Origin of the sequence: Delftia acidovorans SPH-1, from assembly GCF_000018665.1 — a bacterium.
GTDB lineage: Bacteria > Pseudomonadota > Gammaproteobacteria > Burkholderiales > Burkholderiaceae_C > Comamonas > Comamonas acidovorans.
The window spans coordinates 1,237,677-1,257,446 of sequence record NC_010002.1; the positions used below are offsets into that span (position 1 = coordinate 1,237,677).

At 70.4% G+C, this 19,770-nt stretch carries 16 protein-coding genes; 7 read left to right on the forward strand and 9 right to left on the reverse strand.

Features of this window, described 5'->3' with window-relative positions; all coding sequences use genetic code 11:
• Positions 1-5 precede the first annotated feature (5 nt).
• From DACI_RS05650 to DACI_RS05665, 4 genes are all read left to right on the forward strand, one after another.
• A complete protein-coding gene (locus DACI_RS05650; RefSeq protein ID WP_043780723.1) occupies positions 6-692 on the forward strand; it encodes a carbonic anhydrase in 687 nt (228 codons plus the stop codon).
• A 55-nt stretch (positions 693-747) separates the two neighbouring features.
• Positions 748-3,192, forward strand: coding sequence for an adenosylcobalamin-dependent ribonucleoside-diphosphate reductase (locus tag DACI_RS05655; RefSeq protein WP_043780726.1), 2,445 nt, complete (start codon positions 748-750; stop codon positions 3,190-3,192).
• Entirely contained in the window at positions 3,189-3,767 is a 579-nt protein-coding gene (locus DACI_RS05660; RefSeq protein WP_012203047.1) for a hemerythrin domain-containing protein, read from the forward strand. Before DACI_RS05655 ends, DACI_RS05660 begins: the two co-directional genes overlap by 4 nt.
• A 71-nt stretch (positions 3,768-3,838) precedes the next feature.
• Complete coding sequence (locus DACI_RS05665; protein WP_012203048.1) at positions 3,839-4,933, forward strand: AbrB family transcriptional regulator; 1,095 nt, start codon at positions 3,839-3,841, stop codon at positions 4,931-4,933.
• A gap of 8 nt (positions 4,934-4,941) precedes the next feature.
• Here DACI_RS05665 and DACI_RS05670 read toward each other — a convergent pair whose 3' ends face one another.
• The 8 genes from DACI_RS05670 to DACI_RS05705 all read right to left on the reverse strand — a co-directional run bounded on the left by DACI_RS05670 (position 4,942) and on the right by DACI_RS05705 (position 14,581).
• Positions 4,942-5,508, reverse strand: a complete 567-nt coding sequence (locus DACI_RS05670) for a glycerol-3-phosphate responsive antiterminator (protein ID WP_012203049.1) — start codon at positions 5,506-5,508, stop codon at positions 4,942-4,944.
• 1 nt (position 5,509) lies between these two features.
• Entirely contained in the window at positions 5,510-7,060 is a 1,551-nt protein-coding gene (locus tag DACI_RS05675; protein WP_012203050.1) for an FAD-binding oxidoreductase, read from the reverse strand.
• On the reverse strand, positions 7,054-8,736 hold the full coding sequence (locus tag DACI_RS05680; protein ID WP_012203051.1) for a glycerol-3-phosphate dehydrogenase/oxidase: 1,683 nt from the start codon (positions 8,734-8,736) through the stop codon (positions 7,054-7,056). Before DACI_RS05680 ends, DACI_RS05675 begins: the two co-directional genes overlap by 7 nt.
• Positions 8,733-10,274, reverse strand: a complete 1,542-nt coding sequence (locus DACI_RS05685) for an FGGY family carbohydrate kinase (protein ID WP_012203052.1) — start codon at positions 10,272-10,274, stop codon at positions 8,733-8,735. Before DACI_RS05685 ends, DACI_RS05680 begins: the two co-directional genes overlap by 4 nt.
• Before the next feature lie 13 nt (positions 10,275-10,287).
• On the reverse strand, positions 10,288-11,736 hold the full coding sequence (locus DACI_RS05690; RefSeq protein WP_012203053.1) for an MFS transporter: 1,449 nt from the start codon (positions 11,734-11,736) through the stop codon (positions 10,288-10,290).
• 241 nt (positions 11,737-11,977) lie between these two features.
• Positions 11,978-12,271 carry a BTH_I0359 family protein gene (locus DACI_RS05695; protein ID WP_012203054.1) on the reverse strand — a complete coding sequence of 98 codons (294 nt, stop codon included), beginning with the start codon at positions 12,269-12,271 and terminating at the stop codon, positions 11,978-11,980.
• 205 nt (positions 12,272-12,476) lie between these two features.
• Complete coding sequence (locus tag DACI_RS05700; protein ID WP_192812307.1) at positions 12,477-13,634, reverse strand: DUF3108 domain-containing protein; 1,158 nt, start codon at positions 13,632-13,634, stop codon at positions 12,477-12,479.
• A 167-nt stretch (positions 13,635-13,801) separates the two neighbouring features.
• The gene (locus DACI_RS05705; RefSeq protein WP_012203056.1) at positions 13,802-14,581 is read right to left on the reverse strand and encodes an IclR family transcriptional regulator; all 780 of its coding nucleotides are present in this window, start codon (positions 14,579-14,581) and stop codon (positions 13,802-13,804) included.
• A gap of 126 nt (positions 14,582-14,707) precedes the next feature.
• Between DACI_RS05705 and DACI_RS05710 the strand changes: the two genes are divergently transcribed.
• From DACI_RS05710 to DACI_RS05720, 3 genes are all read left to right on the forward strand, one after another.
• Complete coding sequence (locus tag DACI_RS05710; protein WP_012203057.1) at positions 14,708-15,730, forward strand: fumarylacetoacetate hydrolase family protein; 1,023 nt, start codon at positions 14,708-14,710, stop codon at positions 15,728-15,730.
• Positions 15,727-16,740 (forward strand): TraB/GumN family protein, encoded by a 1,014-nt coding sequence (locus DACI_RS05715; protein WP_012203058.1) that lies wholly within the window; start codon positions 15,727-15,729, stop codon positions 16,738-16,740. Before DACI_RS05710 ends, DACI_RS05715 begins: the two co-directional genes overlap by 4 nt.
• 81 nt (positions 16,741-16,821) lie before the next feature.
• Complete coding sequence (locus tag DACI_RS05720; protein WP_012203059.1) at positions 16,822-17,796, forward strand: Bug family tripartite tricarboxylate transporter substrate binding protein; 975 nt, start codon at positions 16,822-16,824, stop codon at positions 17,794-17,796.
• Positions 17,797-17,960: 164 nt separating this feature from the next.
• On the opposite strand, the gene DACI_RS05725 is transcribed toward DACI_RS05720, so the two are convergent.
• Positions 17,961-19,721 carry an ABC1 kinase family protein gene (locus DACI_RS05725; protein ID WP_012203060.1) on the reverse strand — a complete coding sequence of 587 codons (1,761 nt, stop codon included), beginning with the start codon at positions 19,719-19,721 and terminating at the stop codon, positions 17,961-17,963.
• Between the last annotated feature and the right edge of the window lie 49 nt (positions 19,722-19,770).

Below are 19,770 nucleotides of genomic sequence, written 5' to 3' on the forward strand. Positions count from 1 at the left end.
TGCCCATGCCCGACGACGAACTGCTGCTGCGCCTGCGGCGCTTCCACGAGCACGCCTTCCCGCAGTACCGCGCGCAGTTCCGCACCCTGGTCGACGAGGGCCAGCACCCGACCACGCTGTTCATCGGCTGCTCGGACTCGCGCCTGGTGCCCTACCTGCTCACGGGGGCGCCGCCGGGCGAGCTGTTCCTGGTGCGCAACGTGGGCGCCTTCGTGCCGCCGTACGACGGATCGCACGGCCACCACGGCACGGCGGCGGCCATCGAATTCGCCGTGCTCAACCTGCAGGTCAGCCGCATCGTGGTCTGCGGCCACAGCCACTGCGGAGCCATCAAGGCCCTGTATGGAGAAGTCTCGCCCGAGGCGCGCAACCTGCAGCGCTGGCTGGACCTGGGCCGCGAGGCCGTGCTGCCCGTGCAGGCCGGCCCCGAGGCGCTGCGCCGCACCGAGCAGCGCGCCGTCGTGCTGCAGCTCGAACGGCTGATGGACTATCCCATGGTGCGATCGCGGGTAGAGGCCGGGCAGCTCAGCCTGCACGGATGGCACTATGTCATCGAAGACGGCGAAGTCCATGTCTTCGATGTCCAGACCGGCCGCTTTGTTGCGGCATCTCAAGCTCCGCACAGCGGCACCGGGCCGTACGCGCCCTACGCGCCCTACGTGGAGCATGATGGACAAGTGCTTGTCGACTGAGGCCCGAGCAAGTGCCAGGGACGGCGGCAGGCAAGTCAACACGGGAGCCATGCCAATGCATCGCGAAAACCTGGGCCGCGCGCAGGACGCGGCGGATCTGCAGCCCATCAGCCTCGATGTGCTGCGCGAGAAATACCTCAAGGACGGCGAGACCGGCGTGGGCGAGCTCTACGCCCGCGTGGCCCGCGCCCTGGCCTCGGTCGAGCCCGAGGCGCGCCGCGCCGAATGCGAGGCCCTGTTCCTGGCCAACCTGCAGGCCGGCGCCATAGGCGCGGGGCGCATCATGAGCGCGGCCGGCACCGACCTGCAGGCCACGCTGATCAACTGCTTCGTGCAGCCCGTGGGCGACTGCATCCAGGGCGTGGACGACGGCGGCTACCCCGGCATCTACGAAGCCCTGCGCGAAGCCGCCGAAACCATGCGCCGTGGCGGCGGCGTGGGCTACGACTTCTCGCGCATCCGCCCCCGTGGCGCCGAGGTGCGCGCCACCGCCTCGCTGGCCTCGGGCCCGTGCAGCTACATCAACGTCTTCGACCAGTCCTGCGCCACCGTGGAAAGCGCGGGCGCGCGGCGCGGCGCCCAGATGGGCGTGCTGCGCATCGACCACCCCGACGTGCTCGAATTCATCACCGCCAAGCGCACGCCGGGCCGCTGGAACAACTTCAACGTCTCGGTCGGCGTCAGCGACGCCTTCATGCAAGCCGTGGCCGAAGACCAGCCCTGGCACCTGGTGCACCGCGCCCGCCCCGGCACCGCCCTGCTGGAGCAGGGTGCCCACCAGCGCGCCGACGGCCAGTGGGTCTACCAGACCCTGCCCGCCCGCACGCTGTGGGACACCATCATGCGCTCGGCCTACGACTTCGCCGAGCCCGGCATCCTCTTCCTGGACCACATCAACGACGACAACAACCTGCGCTACTGCGAGGAGATCGCGGCGACGAATCCTTGCGGCGAACAGCCGCTTCCCTCCTACGGCTGCTGCGACCTCGGCCCCGTCATCCTCACGCGCTTCGTGCGCCATCCGTTCGGCTTCGCGGGCGAGCCTGTGTTCGACTTCGAGGCCTTCGAGCGCGCCGTGGCCGTGCAGGTGCGTGCGCTGGACAACGTGCTGGAGCTGACCTGGTGGCCGCTGCCGCAGCAGCGCGAGGAAAGCGAGGCCAAGCGGCGCATCGGCGTGGGCTTCACGGGCATGGGCAATGCGCTGGCCATGCTGCGCCTGCGCTACGACGCGCCCGAGGGCCGGGCCATGGCCGCGCGCATTGCCGAGCGCATGCGCGATGCGGCCTATGGCGCCTCGGTGGAGCTGGCGCGCGAGAAGGGGGCCTTCCCCAAGTTCGACGCCGATGGCTACCTGGCCGAAGGCACCTTCGCCAGCCGCCTGCCCGAGGCGCTGCGCCAGCGCATACGCACGCACGGCATACGCAACAGTCACCTGCTGTCCATCGCGCCCACGGGCACGGTCAGCCTGGCCTTTGCCGACAACGCTTCCAACGGCATAGAGCCGCCGTTCTCCTGGACCTACAAGCGCAAGAAACGCACGGCCGATGGCGGCAGCGCCGAGTACGCGGTCGAAGACCATGCCTGGCGCCTGTACCGCTCGCTGGGCGGCGACGTGCAGCAGCTGCCCGCGTACTTCGTCAGCGCGCTGCAGATGCCTGCGGCCGGCCACATCGCCATGATGCAGGCCGTGCAGCCCTTCGTGGACACGGCGATTTCCAAGACCGTCAACGTGGCAGCCGACTATCCCTACGAGGACTTCAAGGACCTGTACCGACAGGCCTGGAAGGCCGGCCTCAAGGGCCTGGCCACCTACCGGCCCAACACCATCCTCGGCGCCGTGCTCGAGACCCATGCGCCCGAATCTGCTGAAAAGCCGGCCTCCCCCGCGCCGGCAGGGGCCTCGGCTTCCGCTCCCGACCCGCTGCGCACCGTGATAGAAAGCCGCCCGCAGGGCGCGCTGGACGCCGTGGCCGAGAAGATCGAGTACTGGACCCAGCAAGGCCCCAAGCGCCTGTACCTGGTCGTCTCCTTCCTGCCCGTGGTCCTGCCCGATGGCCGCACGGTGGACCGCGCCATCGAATTCTTCATGCCCGTGGGCCAGAGCGGCGAATCCCAGCAATGGGTGACCTCCAGCATGCGCCTGCTGTCACTGGCCGCGCGCGGCGGCTTCCTGGAGCGCGCCCTCAGCGATATGCGCAAGGTGGCCTGGGACCGGGGCCCCGTGCGCCTGGGCACCCACCAGCGCGACGACGGCGCGCGCGTGCCCATGTGGCACGACTCCGAGGTGGCCGCCATCGCCTATGCGGTGCAGAACATTCTGGCCCGGCGCGGCAGCGGCGCGCCGCCCGCGCCATCGCCGCTGCCCGAGCCCGAGGCCCTGGCCACCGACTCCATGGTCATGGCCGGCCGCAAATGCGAGGAATGCGGCGCCCATGCCGTGATCCGCAAGGACGGCTGCGAGTACTGCACGGCCTGCGGCCATCTGGGGAGCTGTGGGTGAAAGTTGCCGTGGCCCCGCGCCCGCAGGGCGATGCCGTGCCCGGCTGGCGCGCGCCCGGCACGGGCTTCGACCAGCCCTTCGAGATGCTCGAAGCCTGCCACGAGCGCGTGCTGCGCATGCTGGCGCTGCTGGACCGGTTGCGCGTGCATCTCCAGACCAAAGGTTGCGACGACAGCGCACGCCACGCGGCGCGCGACATCCTGCGCTACTTCGACCAGGCGGCGCCGCTGCACCATGAGGACGAGGAGCTGCATGTCTTCCCGCCGCTGCTGGAGCAGGGCGATGCGCAGACCGTGGCCCTGGTGCAGCGCCTGCAGCGTGAGCACGGCCTGATGAGCGCCGACTGGGCGCTGGCGCGCCAGCCGCTGCTGGACATGGCCGAGGGGCGTTGCCAGGGCTTTGGCGCGGCTGACGAGGCGGTGTTCGAACGCTTCGCGGCCTGCTATGCCAGCCATGTCGAGAATGAAGAGCGGCTGGCCTACCCCCAGGCGCGCGGCCTGCTGCCAGAGGCAACGCAGGCGGCCATGGGCCGTGAGATGGCCGTGCGGCGCGGCGCTGACCTGTCACGGAGATAGCGCCGCCGGCAGCGCGCGGGAGCCGGCGCGGCGATACTCGCAGGCTTTGAACCTGCCCCGCCTCGCCTGCCATGCCCGAGCGCCGCCCCATTTTCCTGCTTCGCATCGCACTGACCCTGCTGGGCGCCTTTGCCGCCGCCCAGCTGTGCCTGTGGCTGCGCACGCCGCTGCCCTGGATGCTGGGGCCGCTGATCGCCACCTCGCTGGCCTCCATCCTGGGCGCGCCCACGGCCAGCGCGGGCCGGCTGCGCAACGGCGGGCAGTGGATCATCGGCGCCTCGCTGGGCCTGTATTTCACGCCGGCCGTGGTGCAGTTGATCGCGGGGCTGTGGTGGGCGATTGCCGTGGCCATCGTCTGGGCGCTGCTGCTGGGCTGGGGCTTCGGCGCCTGGCTGTACCGCGTGCATGCGCCGCGCATGCCGCAGATACCGGCTGGCGAGATGCGCGCCACCACCTATTTCGCGGGCGCCATTGGCGCGGCCTCTGAAATGACGCTGCTGGCCGAGCGCGAGAACGCGCGCACCGACCTGGTGGCGGCCAGCCACAGCCTGCGCCTGGTCATCGTCACCGTGAGCATTCCGTTTGCGCTGCAGTGGAGCGGCCTGCACGGGCTGGAGGGGCTGACGCCGCCCAGCATCCGCATCGTCGAATGGCCGGGGCTGGCGCTGCTGGCCGTGCTCACGGGCCTGGGCGCCTGGGCCATGGACCGGCTCAAGCGGGCCAACCCCTGGTTCCTGGGCGCGCTGCTGGTGTCCATGCTGCTGACCATGTGCGGCCAGGAACTGTCGGCCGTGCCCCAGGCCCTGGTCAATGTGGCGCAGCTGGTGATCGGCATCAGCCTGGGCGTGCGCTTCAAGCGCGAATTCCTGCACACCGCGCCGCGCTGGCTGGGCTCCGTGGCCGTGGGCACCGTGGGGCTCATGGCGATCTGCGCGGGCTTCGCCTGGCTGCTGCACCTGGCCGTGGACCTGCCCTGGGTCACGCTGCTGCTGGGCACCTCGCCGGGCGGCATCACCGAGATGGCCATCACCGCCAAGGTGCTGCAGCTGGGCGTGCCCGTGGTCACGGCCTTCCAGGTCTGCCGGCTGATCGCCGTGCTGCTGCTGGTGGCGCCGCTGTTCCGCTGGGTGGAGGCGCGCGGGCCGGCCGCGTCGCGCACGGCCTAGGGCCCACCTCACCACAGCCCACTGTCGCTGGTAGACACCGCAATCGCACCACCGGCCAGCGCCTGCTGGACCTGCTCCTGGCTGCAGACGAAGCCCGAGGCCACCAGGGGCGGCAGGATGCGGCGCTCGGCCTCGGTGATGTGGGCCAGCATGGGGGCGGGCATGATCTGCACGAGGTTGGGGTCGCTCTGCTCCACGGCCTTGATGCTGCGCGGCCAGGTGGAGCGGTCGGTGACGAAGACTTTTTGCATGGTCAGCAGCCCGGCCTTGTTGGCGCGCTGGATGGTGGCCACGCGCGTGGACAGCAGGCTGCTGGCGCCCAGGTCCACAAGGTAGTCCACGCCGCCCTTGTCGGGCGAGATGCCGTCGCAGCTGTCGATGTTGACGATGGCGATCTTGCCCGCCCCGGTGATGGTGGAGATCACCGAGCGCAGGCGGCGCAGTTCGATGTTGGCGACGATGGCGACTTCGGCCTGGCTGGCCAGCAGCGCGTCCATCTGCTCGGCCCCGTACAGGGTGGCGATGACGGGGCGGCGCGCCAGCCGCGCGCCCAGGGAGTTGTCCGGGCGGCCCATGTCAGAGGTCCAGCCCCAGCTTGCCGGGGTTGAGCAGGTTCTTGGGGTCCAGCATGCGCTTGGTGGCCTCCAGCAGGGCAAAGGCCGGGCCCAGCGACTGCCGCATGTAGGGCGCGCGCAGCAGGCCCACGCCGTGGTGGTGGCTGAGCGTGGCGCCGTGGCGCAGCAGCACGGCGTTGGCCGCGTCCCAGGCTGCGCGGTACCACTGGGCACGCTGGTCCACGGCCACCTCGCCGCGCAGCGAAAAGTACAGGCAGGCGCCATCCACATAGGCATGCGACTGGTGGGCCGAGCCGGCCAGGGTGCCGGGGATGGCCTGCAGGGCGGCGACCACTTCCTCGTAGATGGCCGGCAGGTCTTTCCAGGGGCCGCACATCTCCAGCGTGTCGGCGACGAAGCCCGGGCCTTTCTTGAAGCCCTCGGCGCTCTTGCCGGTCAGGTAGCGCGTGTCCAGCCAGCGCTCCAGGGTGGCGGCGCCGTCCAGCCGTTCACCCAAGGGTGCACACACACGCTCGCAGATGGCCATGACGGCATCGACGATCTCGGGCGCGCCTTCGTCGGCGATCAGCAGCACGTTGAGGTCGCTGCGGCCGAATTGCACGCCGCTTTCCAGCGCGTCATACAGCCGCAGCGCGGCGGGGTTGGCGCCTTGCTGCAGGATCTGGCGGCAGGCCTCCAGGCCCTGGGCAAAGCTGGCAAAGCCATAGGCGATGGCGCGGCCGTGGTCGGGCAGGCGGTGCAGCTTGAAGCGGATGCGCACGATCACGCCCAGCGTGCCTTCCGAGCCGATGAACAGCTGCTGCAGGTCCGGCCCGATGGCCGCGCGCGCGTAGCCGCCCACGGTGACGAGGCGGCCATCGGCCAGCACCACGTCCATGCCGTGGACCATGTCCTCGATCTTTCCGTAGCGCGTGGACAGCTGGCCCGCGCCCCGGCAGGCCACCCAGCCGCCCACGGTGCTGATGCCGAAGGACGAGGGCCAGTGGCCCATGGTCATGCCGTGGCGGCGCTGGATGGTTTCCTCGAACACGTCGCCGAACATGCCGGCTTCGACCTCGACGATCTGGCTTTGCTCGTCCATGGCGATGAAACGGTTGAGTTCGCACAGGTCCAGCACGATGCCGCCGCGCAGGGGCAGGGCCGCGCCCGTGACGTTGCTGCGCCCGGCCGAGACGGTGACGGGAATGGCGTGCGCATCGGCAATGCGCATCACGGCCTGCACCTGCTCCACGGTGGATGCATGGGCGATGACGGCCTGTGGCGTGGCCGGGTGGCCCGAGGTCTCGGCCACCATGGTGCGCGCCCACCAGTCGCGCGTGCCGGCGACGATGTCGGCGCGCTCGGTCTGCACGCGGTCGCAGGCGGCGCGCAGCGCGGCGAGCGCGGCCTCGGGCACGGCCACGGGTTCGTGCTGCAGGCCGCAGGCAGGACCTTCGGAGGCAGGGCGGTCGGCTGCAGGTGCGGCTTGCGCCGCCCAGCCCGGTGTCGTGGGGGCGCCCACCACGTAGTTGCGGCGGTTGTAGCCGCGGGCGATTGCGTCTTTGCTCAGCATTGGATGTCTCCCATCAAAATCTGTTTTTCGCGCTCCACGGCGCGGCGGTAGTCGTGGACCTGTTGCGCCACCTGCGCGGGTGTCAGCCCCAGTTCATCGGCCAGGATGTCGCCCACGCGCTGCGCGGCGTGGGCCGAGGCATCGCGCGCCATGAGGCGGGCGCGCAGGCGGCGCGAGAGCACGTCGTCCACACTGGCCGCCATTTCATGGCGCACGGCGTAGAGAACCTCAGCCTCGGTATGGGGCAGGCCCTGCACGATGGGCCGGGCCAGTTCGGGGCGTGCGGCCAGCAGGTCGCTGACGAAGCGCGCCTCCGTGCCGTAGCGCTCGCCCAGGTGGGCCGACAGGCCGCCCGTGGCCGTGATGGCCTGGGCGTCGTAGCCGGCCGCACCCAGCACAAAGGCCGAGGTGGTGGTGCAGCGCGTGCGCCGGCCCAGCAGTTTTTCCACGGCGTCCACGGTCTGCTCGGCCATGTGGCGCGAGGTGGTGAGCTTGCCGCCAACGATGGTGACCAGGCCGTCGGCCGCCACATGGATTTCGTGGTTGCGCTTCATCTCCACGGTCTTGCCGCCGGGCGGGCCGACCAGGGGGCGGCAGCCAGCGATGGAGCCAACCACGTCCTCGGGCGACAGGTCCACCTTGAGCGCCGATCGGGCGCCTTCGAGCAGGAAGTCCAGCTCGGTGCGCGTGCAGTGCACATCGTCCAGGCCGCCTGCGTAGTCCTCGTCGGTGGTGCCCAGGTAGGAGACATCGCCCCAGCGCGTGATGGTGGCGCGCCGGCTGCGGCCCGGCACGGGAATGGTGACGGTGCAGTCGTTGCGTATGCGCAGCCAGGGAATGGCCACGTGCACGCCCTTGGCGGGGCGCACGTGCAGCCGGGGCTCCTGGCCGGGCTTGCGGCCATCCCAGTCGCGCAGCCACACGCCCGTGGCCATGACCACGCTGCGCGCGCGCACCGTGATCTCGCGGCCATCGGCCTGGACGATGGCGCCGTCCACGCGGCCGTGGGCGTTGCGCTTGACGGCGGTGGCCTGGCAGTGGTTGAGCACGGCCGCGCCATGGAAGGCCGCCGTGCGCGCCACGGCCAGCGTGAGCCGCGCATCGTCCACGCGCGCGTCGAAGTACATGTAGCCGCCCAGGAGCTGCTCTTCGCGAAAGCTCGGGCAGTGCGACAGCACCTCGGCCTTGCCGAGCTTGCGGTGCAGGATGCCTTCGCGCCAGCCGCCGGCCAGGTCATAGGTCCACAACAGGCTGCCGAAGGCCTTGGCCAGGCGGGCGTCGAAGACGCCGTCGCGCTCCATCACGGGAAACAGGAAGGGCAGGCGCTGCACCAGGTGCCGCGCATTGCGGCGCAGGCGCTGGCGTTCCAGCAGCGAGTGCCGCACCAGCCCCAGGTTGCCCTGCTCGATGTAGCGCAGGCCGCCGTGCACCATCTTGGAGGACTTGGACGAGGTGCCCGAGGCGAAGTCGTCCTTCTCCACCAGCGCCACGCGCAGGCCGCGCAGGCTGGCGTCCAGCGCCGCATAGGCGCCGGTGATGCCGCCGCCGATGACCAGCAGGTCGAAGGCCTCGTCGCCCAGCCGCGCGAGCTGGTCCGCGCGCTGCAGCTGCAGCGGCGCGGTCTGGGTCAGTGCGGCGCTGTCCCTGCGCTCCTTGCCAAAGGGCCATTGCATCATGCGCAGCCCTCCAGGGCGGCGCTGCGCCCGGGGGCCCGGGCGCGGGCCAGTTCGTCGCCCACGCGGGCGCGCCAGATGCGGCGGCGCTCGCCGCGCTCGTCGGCGGCCATGCGCGGGGTGAAGACCGCTTCGGTGCGCAGCGTGGCGCAGGCCTGCTCCAGCCCGTCCCACAGCAGGCCTGCGCTGCCGGCCATGAAGGCGATGCCGCGCAGGCTGGCCTTGTCGGTATCGGCCAGGCGGCGCACGGGCAGGCCGCCCAGGTCGGCCTGGATCTGCAGCAGCGCATCGCTGCCCGACAGGCCGCCGCCCACCAGCAGCTCGCCCACCTCGGTGCCCGAGGCCGCCTCGTCCGCCTGCACGCAGGAGGCCACGGAATGCGCAATGCCTTCGAGGATGGAGCGCGCCAGCTGCGGCCGCGAGGTGGCCATGGACACGCCCGAGATCGAGGCCCGCGCGCCCGGCTCCATGGCCGGCAGGCGCAGGCCCGTGAGCGCGGGGATGAAGACCAGGTCGGCCGGCGTCTCGGCCTCGCGGGCCAAGGCGCTGATCTGCTGCGGGTTGTCGAACCACTGCAGCTTCTCGCAGATCCAGTTGAGCGCCGAGCCCGTGGTGGGCACATAGGTCTCGATGGCATAGCGCGAGACACCGCCCATGCGCCGCGCCGTCATGGTCAGCGAGCTTTCATGGGCCGCGTCATGCGCGGGCAGCTTTGTTCCCGTGAGCACATCGACGAAGCTGCCCGTGCCATGCACGCACAGCGCCTGGCCACGCTCCAGGCAGCCCAGGCCCACGGCGGCCGCATGCTGGTCGCCTGCGCAGGCCAGGATGGGCACGGCCAGGCCCAGCAGCTCGGTGCGCGTGCGGCCGAAGTCCTGCACGTCCTCGCACAGGCGGGGCAGCAGTTCGGCGGGAAACTCCAGCGCGTCCAGCCAGTCCTGCAGATAACGGTGATCGCCCAATGCATAGGCGTTGCCCGAGGTCACATTGGTGGGCGTGGTGACCACGGCGCGCGCATCCGACAGATGCCACAGCAGCCAGGAGTCGATGGTGCCGAAGGCCAGGCGGCGCTGCTGCCAGGCACGGGCCACGGCCGCATCCTCACGCAGCTTGCGCGCGGCCCACAGGTAGGGCGAACGCACGCCCACGGGCCGGCCCGCGTGGCGGATCAGCCGGGCATCCCAGTCGCCGGCCAGCAGGGCCAGTTCGTCGCGGTAGCGCGAGTCCTGCCAGACCATGATGGGCGCCAGCGACCGGCCTGTGACCGTATCCCAGAGCACGGCCGAGCAGCGCTGGTTGGCAATGGCCAGGGCCACGATCTGCTGGCCGCAGCCCTGTGCGCGGGCGATGGCGCGGCGGCACACGTCCAGCGTGCGCTCCAGAAGCAGGTCGGCGTCCTGCTCGACCACGCCGGGGCGCGGGCAGTGGATTTCCAGCGGCAGATAGTCCTGGGCGGACACCTGCCCGTCGCGTCCCACGACGGCGGCGCGCGTGCCCGAGGTGCCTTCGTCTATGCAAAGGATCACGGCTTCATGGTGCATGGGGTGGTCTCTTTCAGGCGGTGGTTTGAGCGACCTTGGCGGGCGGGGCGGCGTCGTCCGCGAACTGGGGCGCGCCGGGCTCGTCGTCGGGGTTCACGGTGGTGCGCGTGGGGTCCCAGCGGATGGAAAAGCAGACGATGCTGGCCAGCAGCGGCACCACGGACAGGATGAGGAAGGTGTTCTCCAGCCCGTACTGCTGGCGGAACAGCGGGAACACCAGCAGCCCCAGCGCCGCGCCCATGGCGCCCAGCGCACCGATCACGCCGTTGGCGCCCGCGCGCAACTCGCTGCGGAACGACAGCGTGGACAGGCTCTTGCCGTTGGCGCCGGGCCCGCCCGAGTGAAAGAGGATGAACAGCGAGGGCACGGCCACGGCCAGCCAGATGGGCATGCGGCCGTTGAACAGGCCCAGCACCAGCAGCATCAGGAACACCAGCGCAAAGCCGAAGGCCGAGGCCCGCCGCAGGCCCAGCCGGCGCCCGATGACGGGCGACAGGAAGCCGCCGACGATGCCGAACACGTTGAACACCAGCGCGCCCAGCGTGGCCTCGCGGAAGTCCTTGCCGAACAGCGAGGCGCTGATCAGCGGCAGGTACCAGCCCACGGCAAAGTACTGGATGGACTGGCCTATCTGCACCGTGGCCGCCAGCAGCGTGCGCGGCAGGTAGATGCCGCGAAAGATCAGCAGCACATTGGCCAAGCCGCGCCGGGCCGGGTTGAGCACGGGCAGGCGCTCGGCAAGGGGCGCTGCCCTGAAGGGCTGGCCATAGATGCGCGTCATGGCGCGGGCCGCGTCGTCCAGCCGCTCCTTGCGTGCCAGCCAGGTCGGGCTTTCCACCAGCAGCGCGGCCTGCATGCCCAGGATGAACACGCCGAACACGGCGGTGGCCGCAACCGAGTAGCGCCACAGCGAATCGCCCACGTCCCAGGAGTGGAACCACAGCGCCAGCACCAGGTTGCTGCACACGGCCATGTACCACATGCCCTGCCAGACATTGAGCCGGCTCTTGAGGCGTGCGGGCGTGAATTCGGCCAGCACCGCCATGGCGATGGCGAAGTCGATGCCATAGGCCGCGCCCACGAAGAAGCGGCCGAAGAGGATGGTGGCGTAGTCGGGCGCCATGCTGACCAGCAGCGCGCCGGCCACGGCCAGCACCTTGGCGATGACCAGCGGGCGCATGCGGCCCCAGCGGTCGGCCATCCAGCCGCCGATGGGGTTGAAGGCGATGGACACCCAGGAGGCCAGCGACGTCATCCAGGCCACCTCGGCCGGCGTGAGCTGCTGGTCGCGCGTCATGGGCCCCAGGCCCACGCTGAGCGCGGAGTTGGAAAAGGCGTCGAGGAAAAGGCCGCCGAGTGCCAGCCACCAGATGGTGCCGGCGCGGCCTGAAATGCCCTGGCGTGCGTCGATGTACGAGATGACATCCTGAACGCCACGAATGCTGTGGCCTGTGGTTTGCATCGCTGCCTCCTGGTTGTCTGCAAGAGGCCGGCGCACACCACACAGGCGTGACAAGACCATCTCACAGATGGTCTTCAAATCTTGAACCTGCGCTCAGGATTCTAGGCAGGCGGCGCAGGCTGCGGATCGGTGAAAGCACCAGGGTCCGCGCAATGGCCGCGCCCAAAGAAAAAGCCCGCCGCAGAGAGTCTGCTGCGGGCTTGGCACGCGGCCCCTTCAGGGGGCCGTGCGCTGTGTGCTGTCAGTGGACCACGACGGGCTGCTGTGCCAGGCCTGCGTAGCGATCCAGCGCGTCTTCCACCTCTTCCTCGGTGGGGGCGTCGAGCTGCCAGGCAATGATCTGCTTTTGGAACATCTCGGCCCAGGAACCGTCCAGGTAGACCTCCTTGCCCGAGCGCTTGTCCACGATCTCGAAGCCGTGGCGTGGCAGTTGGCGGGCGGTATCGACTGCCTCATTGCCAGCCGTTGCATCCGGATCCATGTCGGGACGCAGATGGAGCACCACAAAAGATTCGGAGTCGTAAAGCATTTGCATGGTGTTCCCTTTCTGGCCCGTTGCCGGGCGTCGCACAGCCTACATGGCTGCGAAGCGCCGGATTTCAAGAACCGTGGGGGTCCCGATCTATCACAGGCACTTGCATGCAGTATTCCACGGATTGGCATGCGCGGCGGCGTGCGCCGCAGGCCGCGCTGTGGTAGGCGGGCGGCAGCGGTGCCTGCAAGTGCCGGCCTACCCGCGATCAGGGCGCCTGGCGGCCCTTGAGCTGCAGGTCGGCGAAGTCGCCGTTGTCCTGCGCCAGCCGGATGCGCACGGGCAGGTATTGCATGGACGGCGCCAGCCACAGCGAGGCCTGCTGGTCATCGCCGGCCGCCGCGATCTTGTCCAGCCGCAGCGCCTGCGTGCTGCCCGAGGGAAGGTCCAGCGTCTCGGTCTCGCCCACGCGGAAGGTCCAGCGGTCGGCGCGCCGCGCGCTGACGGTGATGAAGCTGATCTGCGTACCCGCCGGATAGCGCTGCGGCGCCGCCGCCAGCAGGGCCGACAGTTGCAGGAACACGCTGAGCCGGTCCTGCGCGCCGGGCGCGATGGCGGCATCGGGCGCGCCCGTGCTGAAGTGCGCCAGGTTCTGGTCGAACGCCAACTGCGCCGATTGCTCCTTGCGTGCCTTGTCGTTGAAGCGGCTGGGCTCCAGGCCCCTGTCGGTGATGCGGCCCTCGCTGGTCTGCGAGCGCGAGCCCAGCAGGAACAGGCTGACTTCCTGGCTGGCCTGGTACTGGCCGTTGGCATGGCGCCAGACCAGCTCGGCACTGGCCGAGTAGTTGAAGCGCTTGGCCTGGCCGGTGACGGCGAACGACAGCCGCGCGGGATCGGGCATTTGCACGGGAACAGGGGCGTCGGAGGCCAGCGGCGTGCCGTCGGGCGAGGTGATGGCCATGCCCTGGGCCGGGCCGGCCGAGGGAGTGGGCGGTGTTTCGGGTTCGGGCTTGGGAGCGGGCGGCGCCGGCGGCGTGGCCGGGGTTGGCCCGCTGCCGGCAGCGGCAGTTTCCGATGCGTCCGATGCGGCAGGCTCCTGCGCTGCGGCCGTCGGCAAGGGCTCCACGGTTTCGCGGATGGGCGTGTCCAGCGGTTCGGGCGTGGGCGCGGGTGCGGCGGGTGCCGGGCGCTGGACCTTGGGGCGAGGCTGCTGCGGCTTGGGCGCAGGCGCCTTCGGTGCAGGTACGGGCGCTGCAGGCGGGGGGGCGGGTGGCTCGGGCAGGGATAGCGCCCGCGTCTGCATGGCTGCCACCTCGGTGTGCGGCGCCGATACCTGGCTCCACAGCGGCAGGCCCAGCAGGGCCAGGGCGTGCACGCCCAGCACCACGGCGGTGAGGGCGGGCAGGGCTCGCTGGCGTAGGCTCATGTCAGTTATCCATAGTGCTGCGCGCCACCCACAGCCCATGAAACCGGCGCGGCCCAAGGCCAGGGACAGCGAGCAAGGGCCTACGCCGGCCGCGCCGCCCCGCAGCGAGGCTGTCGTCTCCCTTCCAGGGGGAAGGCGCGAAGCGACTCAGGGGGTGTAGCTTCATCTCAGGCATTCCAGCCCAGGTCCTGGGACAGCTGCACGCAGGCCTCGCGCAGCGGCGCGTCGATGGCGCCGCCGTATTCGGGGTCGAAAGTGGCAATCGAGCCCAGCGTGGTCAGGCCCAGCACGATATGGCCCGAGGAGTCGAAGACCGGCGTGCAAAAGGCCACGATGCCGGGCAGCACGGTATCGACCACGCGGGCGGTGCCGCGCTCGCGCACCTCGGCCAGCATGGCGTCTATGGCCTCGGGCGTGAGCGGCAGGTCCTTGCGCTGGATGCGGCGGGCCTTGTCCACTTCGGGCTCCAGCAGCGGGGCCGTGACCTCGCGCGGCAGCCAGGCTGCGAAGCAGCGCCCGGTGGCCGAGGCCAGCATGGGCATGACATCGCCCAGGCGCAGGTTGGCGGTGACCGACTGCGCGCTTTCCTCCCAGTGCACGATGGTCGGCCCGTGGTTGCCCCAGACGGCGATGGCCGCCGTGTGGTGGATGCGCTCCATGAGTGCGGGCATGCGTTCGCGCGCCAGCCGCACGGGGTCCAGCCGCGCCAGCGAGGCCAGGCCCAGCTTGAGCGAGGCCGGGCCCAGGTCGTAGCGGGAGGTGCGCGCGTCCTGTGTGACCAGGCCGATGCGCTGGAAGCTCACGAGGTAGCGGTGCGCCTTGGCGGCGCTCATGCCGGCGTCGGACGCCAGGTCCTTGAGCATCTGCGGGCCCCGGGCGCGCGTCAGCGCCTCCAGCAACGTAAAACCGACCTCGACCGATTGAATCCCTGCGCGTTCCTTGTCCATTGCAATAGAATTTGGTTTTGTTTAGTTAAATCAATTTAACTTATCGTAATTCGTGGCTGCGTCGCCATGGGTATCCAGGCCGCTGCCCGGATGCCGTGGCGCGCGGCGGCGGCACGGGGGAGCAGCATGAAACTTGCCACATACAAGGACGGATCGCGGGACGGGCAACTGGTCGTGGTGTCACGCGACCTGAGCCAGGCCCATTATGCGACCGGCATAGCGAGCCGCCTGCAGCAGGTGCTCGACGACTGGAGCTACATGGCGCCCCAGCTGCAGGACCTGTACCACCTGCTCAACAGCGGCAAGGCGGTCCATGCCTTTGCCTTCGATCCGCGCCAGTGCATGGCGCCGCTGCCGCGCGCCTACCAATGGGCCGACGGCTCGGCCTACATCAACCATGTGGAGCTGGTGCGCCAGGCGCGCGGCGCCGAGGTGCCCGCCAATTTCTACACCGACCCGCTGATGTACCAGGGCGGCAGCGACGATTTCCTGGGCCCCTGCGACGATGTGGTGGTGCCCAGCGAGTCCATGGGCATCGACTTCGAGGCCGAGATCGCCGTCATCACCGCCGACGTGCCCATGGGCGCCACGCCCGAGCGTGCGCTGGGCGGCGTGCGCCTGGTCATGCTGGCCAACGACGTGAGCCTGCGCAACCTGATCCCCAATGAGCTGTCCAAGGGCTTCGGCTTCTTCCAGTCCAAGCCTGCCACCTCCTTCAGCCCCGTGGCCGTGACGCTGGACGAGCTGGGCGACGCCTGGAAGGGCGGGCGCCTGCACCTGACGCTGCAGTCCATCTGGAACGGCCGCAAGGTCGGCATGTGCGATGCGGGCGAGGACATGAGCTTTCACTTCGGCCAGCTCATCGCCCATATCTGCAAGACGCGCAATGTGCGCGCCGGCTCCATCGTGGGCAGCGGCACCGTGAGCAACAAGGGCGTGGAAAGCGGCAAGGGCAAGAACCGGCGCATGGAGTGGCCCAAGGGCTACAGCTGCATTGCGGAGAAGCGCTGCATAGAGACCATCCAGGACGGCGCGCCCAAGACCGAGTTCATGCGCTTTGGCGACACCATCCGCATCGAGATGAAGGGCAAGGACGGCCAGAGCATCTTCGGCGCCATCGACCAGAACATCGTCGAGCCTGCCGAATGAGCCGCGTCTGCGCACCCTGGTGGCGCCTGGCGGGCAGGTCGCTGCGCGCCGGCCTGGCCGCGCTGGCGCTGTCGCCGCTGGCGGGGGCATTCGCGGCGCCCCCGGCCGCGGACCCCGTCACCTGCCCGCCCGAGGCGCGCATGCCCAGCCCGGACGAGATCCGCGCCATGCAGCGCAAGGCGCAGGACCGTGGGCTGCTGTGGCGCATCGAGCACCGGGGCCGCACCAGCTGGCTCTACGGGACCATGCACGCGGCCAAGCTCGACTGGAGCGTGCCCGGCCCCACGGTGGCGGACGCGCTGCGCGCCTCCGACAGCTTGGCGCTGGAGCTGAACATCCTCGATCCCGCGGTCATGAAGGTCTTGTTCGCAGGCATGCAGGCGCGGCCGGATGCGCCGCCGCTGCGCGGCGATCTCCAGCGCCGGCTTGAGGAGCAAAGGCGCCTGGCCTGCGCCGGCCCCGAGCTGGCCCTGCTGCGCCCCGACGCCCAGGTGATCTCCCTGTTGTCGCTGGCCGGCCGCAGCGAGGGGCTGGACGCGTCCTATGGCATCGATTTCTCGCTGGCCGGCGTGGCGCTGGCCCTGGGCAAGCCCGTGCTGTCGCTGGAGACACCCGAGCTGCAACTGCGCGAACTGGTCTCGGACGACCCCGCGCGCGTGGCCGAGACGGTGGAGTCCGGCCTGCGCCAGCTGGAAAGCGGCATCGCCTCCCAGAAGCTGGGACTGATCGCACGCGTCTGGGCCGATGGCCGCATCCACCTGCTGGAGAGCCTGCCCGACTGGTGCGACTGCATGGCCAATGCCGCCGAGCGCGCCGACTACGACCGCATGGTCTATGGCCGCAACCCCGGCCTGGCGCGTGAAGTGGCGCGGCAGATCCGTTCCGGCCGCAGCGTGTTTGCCGCCGTGGGCGCCCTGCACATGGTGGGCACGCGCGGCCTGCCGGCGCTGCTGGCGGCCCAGGGCTTCAAGGTGCAGCGCGTGGAGTTCCCCGCAGCCAGCCCGCCCTGAAACACACGGCCGCCGCCTCCATGAACAAGAGCAACAGGGCGCGGCCAGGACCCATCCACACCCATCCCACAGGAGACAACAATGGACCGTAGACAATTCCTGGCCGCCGTGGCGGCCTCATCCGCCGGCATGGCCGCGCCTTTTGCACAGGCGCAGGACTGGCCCGCCAGCAACATCCGCTGGGTCGTGCCCTATCCGCCCGGCGGCGGCACCGACGTGCTGGCGCGCACCGTGGCCGAGGCCATGCGCCAGACGCTGAACCAGACCATCGTGGTGGACAACCGCCCCGGCGCCTCCACCAACATCGGCGCCCAGATCGTGGCCACGGCCAAGCCCGACGGCTACACCATCATGTCGGCCGACAACGCCGTGCTGGCCTACAACGAGCACCTGTTCAGCAAGCTGTCCTTCAACCCCGAAAAGGACTTCACCTACATCGGCGGCATCAGCCGCTTCCCGATGGCGCTGGTGGTGAACCCGAACTTCGAGGCCAAGACCTTCAAGGAATTCCTGGCCTACGTGAAGGCGCATCCGGGCCAGGTCAACTACGCCTCTCCCGGCAACGGTTCGCCCCACCACCTGGCCATGGAGATGTTCAAGAACCGCACGGGCACCTTCCTGACGCACATTCCCTACCGTGGCGCGGCGCCCGCGCTGGCCGACGTGATGGGCGGCCAGGTGCCCTGCATGTTCCTGGACCTGGCCTCGGGCCTGCCCGTGATCCAGTCGGGCAAGGTGCGCGCCCTGGCCATCGGCACGGGCAAGCGCGTGCCCAGCCTGCCCGAGCTGCCCACGCTGGCCGAGGTCGGCGTGCCCGACACCGAGGTCTATGCCTTCCAGGGCATCCTGGGCCCGGCCAAGATGCCCCCCGCCGTGGTGCAGCGCCTGAACGCCGAGCTCAACAGGGCGCTGGCCAACCCCGCCGTGGTCAAGCGCATGCAGGACTTCGGCATGGAGGCGCTGCCCGGCACGCCCGAGCAGTTCCTGGCCATGTCGCGCGCGGAGTCCAAGCGCTGGGGGGCCATCATCAAGAGCGCGGGCGTGAAGCTGGACTGACCCCCTGAGGCGCTGCGCGCCTTCCCCCTTCTCGCTTCGCGGAGGGGGACGACACCCTCGGTGCGGGGCTGCCCTTCCTCGGTGTCTCTGGGTTGGGTCGTGGCGGGTTTGGGCGCTGGTGTGCTGGCGGTGCCTTTGGGCGTTGCTCATCGCCAATCCAGCGATCAATCCAGCGCCTTCTGCCTGCGCATGGTGGTGAAAAGAACGGCCAGGCTGGCGGCGGCGCCGGCCACGCCCAGGGCGGCGAAGAGGGGGATGCCCCACAGGCGCGGGCCCATGGTCAGCAGGCCGGGGGCCAGGCCCAGGATGAAGGCGCCGGAGACCACGGCCAGGGCCAGGCGGGTGGCGGCGCGTTCCAGTGCCAGTGAAAGCCGGTCGATGTGGCGTATGTCCAGGTCGGCCTGCAGCCGGCCCGAGCGCAGTCTTTGCATCACCAGCCGCAGGGTGTGCGGCGCGTCGTCGGCCAGTTCCAGCCACTGCGCCATGGCGGCGCGGCGCTGGCGCGCCAGGCTGCGCAGGGAGTAGCGCTGCAGCAGCTGGGCCTTGACCAGGGGCGTGGCCGTCTGCACCACGTCGAATTGCGGGTCCAGCTGCAGCAGCACCTGGTCGGCCGTGATCAGGGCCTTGAGCAGCAGCGCCATGTCGGCGGGCAGGGCCACGCCGGTTTCGCGGGCCAGGGCCATGAAGTCCTGCAGCGCGCGGGACATGACCAGGCGGCCGTTGCTGGCGCCGGGGCCATGGCGGGTCACGAAGCGGTCCACGGCGGCCTCGATGCGTGCGGCCGAGGGCAGGGCGCGGCCGGGCATTTCGCTTTCGGCCGCCCATTCCAGCAGCACGCCCGAGAGGCTGCGGCCCTGGCCCTCGACCAAGGCGCGCATCAGGCCCAGCACCTGGCGGCGGCGCTGGGGCGACAGCCGCCCGACCATGCCGAAGTCGATGAAGCCCACGCGGTTGCCGGGCAAGGCCAGCAGGTTGCCGGGGTGCGGGTCGGCGTGGAACAGGCCGTCGCGCAGCACCATCTGCAAAAACGCGCAGGCGCCACGGCGCGCCAGCAGCGGGCCGTCCAGCGCGGGGTCCGCACCCACGGCCGAGGCTGGCACGCCCGGCACGAAGTCCTGCACCAGCAGGCGCGGCCCGCTCAATGCCCAGTGGATGGTCGGCACGACGATCTCGGGCTGGGCCGCGAAGTGCCGCGCCACGGCGTCGCCGTTGTGGGCTTCGACGGTGAAATCCAGTTCCTCGCGCAGCGCCTGGCCCAGCTGGCGCGTGACTTCGCGCGGGCGGTAGCGTGCCAGCTGCGGCCATTGTTCCTGGGCCAGCAGCGCCAGGTGCTCGAGCAGGCGCAGGTCGGCCTCGATCTGGGGGCGCAGCCCGGGGCGCTGGACCTTGACCACGACTTCGATGTCGGCAGCGCTGGCCGCAGGGGTGCTGTCGCTGCCGTCCTCCTGGTCTTCCCGGTCATCCCGGTCATCCCGGTCTTCAGCCGCAGGCAGCCGCGCGCGGTACACCTGGGCCATGGAGGCCGAGGCCAGCGGCACGGGGTCGAAATGCGTGAACACCTGCTCCACGGGCAGGCCCAGCGACTGCTCGATCAACGGCTGGGCCGTCTCCCAGGGCAGCGGGGCGGCGTGGCTGTGCAGTTGCTGCAGGGCGGCCGTCCATTCGGGCGCGAGCAGGTCCGAGCGCGTGGCCATGATCTGGCCCAGCTTGACGAAGCTCGGCCCCAGGTGTTCGAGGGCCATGCGCAGGCGCTCGGGGCGGCTGGCATCCAGCGGATGCTCGGGATGGGGCTGGCTGCCGCGCGGCGCGAAGCGGGCCAGGCCCAGCGTGTCGACCAGGTCGGCCAGCCCGAAGCGCAGCAGCACGCCGACGATTTCCTGCAGCCGGGCACGGTCGCGCACGGCGACCACGGCGGTTTGCAGCATGGGCATCTCCTGTCGGTGGTGGCAATGCGGTCCATTGTGCCGATGCGCC

Excerpts from the sequence above, each read along its gene's own strand:
- DACI_RS05650 (WP_043780723.1), top strand. The coding sequence starts at position 6 with ATGCCCGACGACGAACTGCTGCTGCGCCTGCGGCGCTTCCACGAGCAC.
- DACI_RS05655 (WP_043780726.1), top strand. The coding sequence starts at position 748 with ATGCATCGCGAAAACCTGGGCCGCGCGCAGGACGCGGCGGATCTGCAG.
- DACI_RS05665 (WP_012203048.1), top strand. The coding sequence starts at position 3,839 with ATGCCCGAGCGCCGCCCCATTTTCCTGCTTCGCATCGCACTGACCCTG.
- DACI_RS05670 (WP_012203049.1), bottom strand. The coding sequence starts at position 5,508 with ATGGGCCGCCCGGACAACTCCCTGGGCGCGCGGCTGGCGCGCCGCCCC.
- DACI_RS05675 (WP_012203050.1), bottom strand. The coding sequence starts at position 7,060 with ATGCTGAGCAAAGACGCAATCGCCCGCGGCTACAACCGCCGCAACTAC.
- DACI_RS05680 (WP_012203051.1), bottom strand. The coding sequence starts at position 8,736 with ATGATGCAATGGCCCTTTGGCAAGGAGCGCAGGGACAGCGCCGCACTG.
- DACI_RS05685 (WP_012203052.1), bottom strand. The coding sequence starts at position 10,274 with ATGCACCATGAAGCCGTGATCCTTTGCATAGACGAAGGCACCTCGGGC.
- DACI_RS05690 (WP_012203053.1), bottom strand. The coding sequence starts at position 11,736 with ATGCAAACCACAGGCCACAGCATTCGTGGCGTTCAGGATGTCATCTCG.
- DACI_RS05695 (WP_012203054.1), bottom strand. The coding sequence starts at position 12,271 with ATGCAAATGCTTTACGACTCCGAATCTTTTGTGGTGCTCCATCTGCGT.
- DACI_RS05700 (WP_192812307.1), bottom strand. The coding sequence starts at position 13,634 with ATGAGCCTACGCCAGCGAGCCCTGCCCGCCCTCACCGCCGTGGTGCTG.
- DACI_RS05705 (WP_012203056.1), bottom strand. The coding sequence starts at position 14,581 with ATGGACAAGGAACGCGCAGGGATTCAATCGGTCGAGGTCGGTTTTACG.
- DACI_RS05710 (WP_012203057.1), top strand. The coding sequence starts at position 14,708 with ATGAAACTTGCCACATACAAGGACGGATCGCGGGACGGGCAACTGGTC.
- DACI_RS05715 (WP_012203058.1), top strand. The coding sequence starts at position 15,727 with ATGAGCCGCGTCTGCGCACCCTGGTGGCGCCTGGCGGGCAGGTCGCTG.
- DACI_RS05720 (WP_012203059.1), top strand. The coding sequence starts at position 16,822 with ATGGACCGTAGACAATTCCTGGCCGCCGTGGCGGCCTCATCCGCCGGC.
- DACI_RS05725 (WP_012203060.1), bottom strand. The coding sequence starts at position 19,721 with ATGCTGCAAACCGCCGTGGTCGCCGTGCGCGACCGTGCCCGGCTGCAG.